At 71.4% G+C, this 4673-nt stretch carries 5 protein-coding genes; 4 read left to right on the top strand and 1 reads right to left on the bottom strand.

Going from position 1 to position 4673, the window contains the following annotated elements; translation table 11 throughout:
* Window positions 1–469 (top strand): helix-turn-helix transcriptional regulator (locus V7E09_RS12440; RefSeq protein WP_324523465.1); only part of this gene is annotated, 469 nt, incomplete at its 5' end.
* A 61-nt stretch (window positions 470–530) separates the two neighbouring features.
* On the top strand, window positions 531–917 hold the full coding sequence (locus V7E09_RS12435) for a DUF1304 domain-containing protein (RefSeq protein ID WP_324511951.1): 387 nt from the start codon (window positions 531–533) through the stop codon (window positions 915–917).
* A 34-nt stretch (window positions 918–951) separates the two neighbouring features.
* Here the strand turns inward: V7E09_RS12435 and serB are convergent, their stop codons facing one another.
* The gene (serB, locus tag V7E09_RS12430; protein WP_324511950.1) at window positions 952–2136 is read right to left on the bottom strand and encodes a phosphoserine phosphatase SerB; all 1185 of its coding nucleotides are present in this window, start codon (window positions 2134–2136) and stop codon (window positions 952–954) included.
* A gap of 59 nt (window positions 2137–2195) precedes the next feature.
* On the opposite strand from serB, the gene V7E09_RS12425 reads away from it, so the two are divergent.
* Together V7E09_RS12425 and ilvD are read left to right on the top strand one after the other, a co-directional pair.
* Window positions 2196–2729, top strand: a complete 534-nt coding sequence (locus V7E09_RS12425; RefSeq protein ID WP_324511949.1) for a hotdog fold domain-containing protein — start codon at window positions 2196–2198, stop codon at window positions 2727–2729.
* A 70-nt stretch (window positions 2730–2799) separates the two neighbouring features.
* A complete protein-coding gene (ilvD, locus tag V7E09_RS12420; RefSeq protein WP_324511948.1) occupies window positions 2800–4662 on the top strand; it encodes a dihydroxy-acid dehydratase in 1863 nt (620 codons plus the stop codon).
* Window positions 4663–4673: the final 11 nt, after the last annotated feature.

Below are 4673 nucleotides of genomic sequence, written 5' to 3'. Positions count from 1 at the left end.
AGGGGATCGCGCGCTCGCGTTGCCGCGCACCGACGCACTCAACCGGCTCGCGGCCCCGCTCGATGAGCCCGGCCCCGGCCTCGGGCCGGCGATGGCGCAGTTCATGGACGCGCTGTTGCCGTGGGTGCGGACGGCGCCGCCGCCGCTGCCGGAGGAGCCGCGCGCCCGCCACATCGCCCGGCACCTGCTGGCCGAGCCCGCCGCGTCGGCGACGCTGGGGGAACTGGCGGCGGCCGAACGCGTCAGCGCGCGCACCGTGCAGCGGGCGTTCCTGAAGGAGACGGGGCTGTCGTTCTCGCAATGGCGGGCCCGGTGCCGGTTGAGTGCCGGGGCGGAACGGCTCCGGGAGGGGGCCAGCGTCACCCAAGCGGCGCGGGCGTGCGGGTACACGCCGTCCACCTTCATCGCCCGGTACCGCGCCGAGTTCGGGATCACGCCCGGCCGGGAGGCCCACCAGCTCCGGGCGTGACGGCTCGGTATCCTCGCCGCGTGAGCGGGGACGTCCCGTCCACGAGAAAGGACGCGGTGTCATGCTGATCGCAGGTCTCGTGCTCACCGGAGCGGCGGCGCTGCTCCACGTCTACATCTTCGTCCTGGAGTCGTTCGCCTGGACGCGGCCGGGGACCCGGGCCACCTTCGGCACGACCGAGGAGGAAGCCGAGGTCACGCGGAGCCTGGCCTTCAATCAGGGGTTCTACAACCTGTTCCTCGCAATCACCGTCGCGGTCGGCATCGCGTTCGTGGGGGCGGGAGCCACCGCTGTGGGGGCCGCCCTGGTGCTGGCCGGTGCCGGGTCGATGACGGCGGCGGCGCTGGTGCTGCTCGTGTCGAGTCCATCCCACCGCGGCGCTGCTGTGAAGCAGGGGACGCTGCCCTTCCTCGGCGTGGTCGCCCTGGTGCTGGCGTTGGTGCTGTAGCGGCGCCGCGTGGTGCTGGGGTGAGGCCGCCGGGTCAGGGGCGCTGTGCTGCGGCGTCCTCGACCTCTTCGCGACTGAACCCGAGCAGGTACAGCACGGCGTCCAGGTAGGGCAGGTTGAGGGCGGTGTCGGCGGATGCCCGCACCGCGGGCTTGGCGTTGAAGGCGATCCCCAGCCCGGCGACGGCGAGCATGTCGAGGTCGTTGGCGCCGTCCCCGATGGCCACGGTCCGGCTCAGGGGGAGCCCCTCGGCGGCGGCGAAGTGCTGCAGTGTCTCGGCTTTGACGGCCCGGTCGACCACCTGACCCTGGACACGTCCGGTGAGATGCCCGTCGACCACCTCCAGGGCGTTGGCGCGGACGTGTTCGATGCCCAGCGACGCCGCCAGCGGACCGACGACCTCGATGAAGCCGCCGCTGACCAGGCCGATCGCGAAGCCCAGATCGCGCAGCGTCGCGACCAGGGTGCGGGCGCCGGGGGTGAGCCGGATGTCGTCGCGGACCTGATCGAACACCGACACGCGCAGCCCGGCCAGGGTCGCGACGCGCTGGTGCAGGGATGCGGCGAAGTCGAGTTCGCCGCGCATGGCGGCGGCGGTGACGGCGGCGACCTCGTCCTGCTTGCCCGCGTGCGCGGCCAGGAGTTCGATCACCTCGTCCCGGATCAGGGTGGAATCCACGTCCATGACGACGAGGCGGCGGCCCTGGCGGGCGAGCCCCGCGGGGGAGACGGACACGTCGAAGCCGGTCTCGGCGGCGGTCGCGGCTAGGGCGGGACGCAGGTGCGCGACGTCCGTGCCGGACACCACGAGTTCGAGGGTGGTCAGCGGGGTGCGGGACAGCCGCCGGATCCGGTCGATGTTGCCGCCGTGCTCGGTGACGACGCTGGACACGGCGGCCAGATGGGTGGCGCGCAGCGGGCGTCCCAGGACGGTGACGACGACGCGCTTGAGCCGGGGCGGGTTGTCGCCCACACCCTCGTCGATGCTGAGCCGGTAGCCCAGCCGGGCGCACGTCCCGGCGAGCCGGTCCTCCAGCGTGTCGAGGTCGGCGGGCAGGGAGCCCAGCAGCAGCGCGATGGTGACCTGGCCGCGGACCACCACCTGTTCGAGGTCGAGGACCTCGGTGCCCAGGCCCGCGATGGCGCTCATCAGCGCCTGCGTGATGCCGGGGCGGTCGGGTCCGGTGAGCGTCGCTGAGAGCGTGAGCCGATCCTCCACGGCCCCGATCCTGCCAGGTCGGCGGGGTGCGTGGTTTCGACGCCCGTTAGCCTGAGGAGATGGGACGCACCGGCAGCCGCCCCGAGGGCGATGCGATCACCGATGATCGACGCGACACCTACCGGCTGTGGCGACGGCTGGCCAGGCTGCCGGGGCCGCTCGGTACCCGGTTGTTCTCCGGGGCGGCCGCGTTGAAGGCGCCCTACTTCGCGACGGTGCTGCCGCACGTCCGCGTCCTGGAGCCGGGGCGTTGCGTCGTCACGGCTGCGCGCTGGTGGTGGATGCGCAACCACCTCGGCACCTTCCACGCGATCGCCGCCTGCAACCTGGCGGAGGTGGCGATGGGGATGCTCGCCGAGGCGTCCGTGCCCACGACCCATCGCTGGATCCCCAAGGCGATGGACGCCCGCTATCTCGCCAAGACGACGGGCGGGCTGACGGCCACCGCCGTGCTGGACCCGCTGCCCGAGTTCGCGGGGATCACCTCCGGCGTCGAGGTCGTGGTGCCGGTGTCTTTGGTGGACGCGGCCGGGGTCATGTCGGTGCGCTGCGCCATCACGATCTGGATCACCCCGGCCACGCGGCGCGACTAGCCCGGACGCGGACGGCGGCGCTTCGGCGTCCGGACTAGTCTGTGAGGGATCAGTTCCAGGAGGTTTCAGCATGGGTCAGCTCCGATCCCGTACCACGACGCACGGCCGCAACATGGCTGGTGCCCGCGCACTGTGGCGCGCCACCGGCATGACCGAGAGTGATTTCGGGAAGCCGATCGTCGCGATCGCGAACAGCTTCACACAGTTCGTCCCCGGGCACGTCCACCTCAAGGACATGGGCCAGCTCGTCGCGGGCGCGGTCGCCGAGGCGGGCGGCGTGGGCCGCGAGTTCAACTCGATCGCCGTCGACGACGGCATCGCGATGGGCCACTCGGGGATGCTGTACTCGCTGCCGAGCCGTGAGGTCATCGCCGACTCGCTGGAGTACATGGTGAACGCGCACCAGGCGGACGCCCTGATCTGCATCAGCAACTGCGACAAGATCACGCCCGGCATGCTGCTGGCGGCGCTGCGGCTCAACATCCCGACCGTGTTCGTCTCCGGCGGGCCCATGGAGGCGGGCCGGATGCTCGGCGACCGCGTCGTCTCCGGCGCCCCCGATGAGGGCGGGTCGGTGCGGCTGGATCTGATCGACGCCATGATCAAGGCCGTCGACTCGGAGGTGGACGACGAGGAGATCATGGCCATCGAGCAGAACGCCTGCCCGACGTGCGGTTCGTGTTCGGGCATGTTCACCGCGAACTCGATGAACTGCCTCACCGAGGCGCTGGGGCTCTCCTTGCCGGGCAACGGGTCGACGCTGGCGACGGCGTCCGCCCGCAAGGGCCTGTTCGAGGAGGCCGGACGCCTGGCCGTCCGGCTGGCGAAGCGGTACTACGAGGACGACGACGATTCGGTGCTGCCGCGCTCGATTGCCACCAAGGCGGCGTTCAGCAACGCGATGCGCCTGGACGTGGCGATGGGCGGCTCCACGAACACGGTGCTGCACATCCTGGCGGCGGCGCGCGAGGCCGAGGTCGACTTCACCATGGACGACATCGACGCCCTCTCCCGCACCACGCCTTGCCTGTGCAAGGTGGCGCCGAACACGACGAACTACTACATGGAGGACGTCCACCGGGCGGGCGGCATGCCCGCCATCCTGGGCGAGCTGCGCCGCGGCGGGCTGCTGGATGAGGACGTGCACTCCGTGCACGCGCCCTCGCTGGACACCTGGCTGGACGCCTGGGACATCCGCGGCGGGCACGCCACCGCCGAGTCGGCCGACCTGTGGTTCGCGGCTCCCGGCGGCGTCCGCACCACGGAGGCGTTCTCGTCGAAGAACCGGTGGGCCGATCTGGATCTGGACGCCGAGGGTGGCTGCATCCGCGACATCGAGCACGCCTACACCGTCGACGGCGGCCTGGGCGTGTTGAAGGGCAACATCGCCGTGGACGGCGCGATCGTGAAGACGGCGGGCGTCCCGGAACATCAGTGGGTGTTCTCGGGTCCGGCGAAGGTCGCCGAGAGCCAGGACGAGGCCGTCGAGATGATCCTCGGCGGGAAGATCGTCGCCGGTGACGTGGTGGTCGTCCGCTACGAGGGCCCCAAGGGCGGGCCGGGCATGCAGGAGATGCTGTACCCGACCTCCTACCTCAAGGGCATGAAGCTGGGCCCCAAGTGCGCGCTGATCACCGACGGCCGGTTCTCGGGCGGGTCCTCGGGCTTGTCGCTGGGCCACATCAGCCCGGAGGCGGCCGCGGGCGGCGCGATCGGCCTGATCCGCGACGGCGACATCATCTCGATCTCGATCCCGGATCGTTCCATCAACGTGGAACTGTCTGAGGAGGAGCTGGCGGCCCGCCGCGCCGAGCAGGACGAGCGCGGCTGGAAGCCGGTCAACCGGGAGCGCGTGGTCAGCAATGCGCTGAAGATCTACGCCTCGCTGGCGTTGTCCGCCGACAAGGGCGCAGCCCGGCGTCAGCTCGACTGACGCGGGCGACG

The sequence above is a fragment of the Propioniciclava sp. genome, assembly GCF_036744435.1.
In the GTDB taxonomy this organism is placed as follows: Bacteria; Actinomycetota; Actinomycetes; order Propionibacteriales; family Propionibacteriaceae; genus Propioniciclava.
The sequence above is the reverse complement of the archived record's forward strand: the minus strand, read 5'-3'. Positions and strand labels throughout refer to the sequence as shown.

What these genes read in the sequence shown, in the direction of transcription:
- V7E09_RS12435 (WP_324511951.1), top strand. Translation starts at nt 531, where the DNA reads ATGCTGATCGCAGGTCTCGTGCTCACCGGAGCGGCGGCGCTGCTCCAC.
- ilvD (WP_324511948.1), top strand. Translation starts at nt 2,800, where the DNA reads ATGGGTCAGCTCCGATCCCGTACCACGACGCACGGCCGCAACATGGCT.
- V7E09_RS12425 (WP_324511949.1), top strand. Translation starts at nt 2,196, where the DNA reads ATGGGACGCACCGGCAGCCGCCCCGAGGGCGATGCGATCACCGATGAT.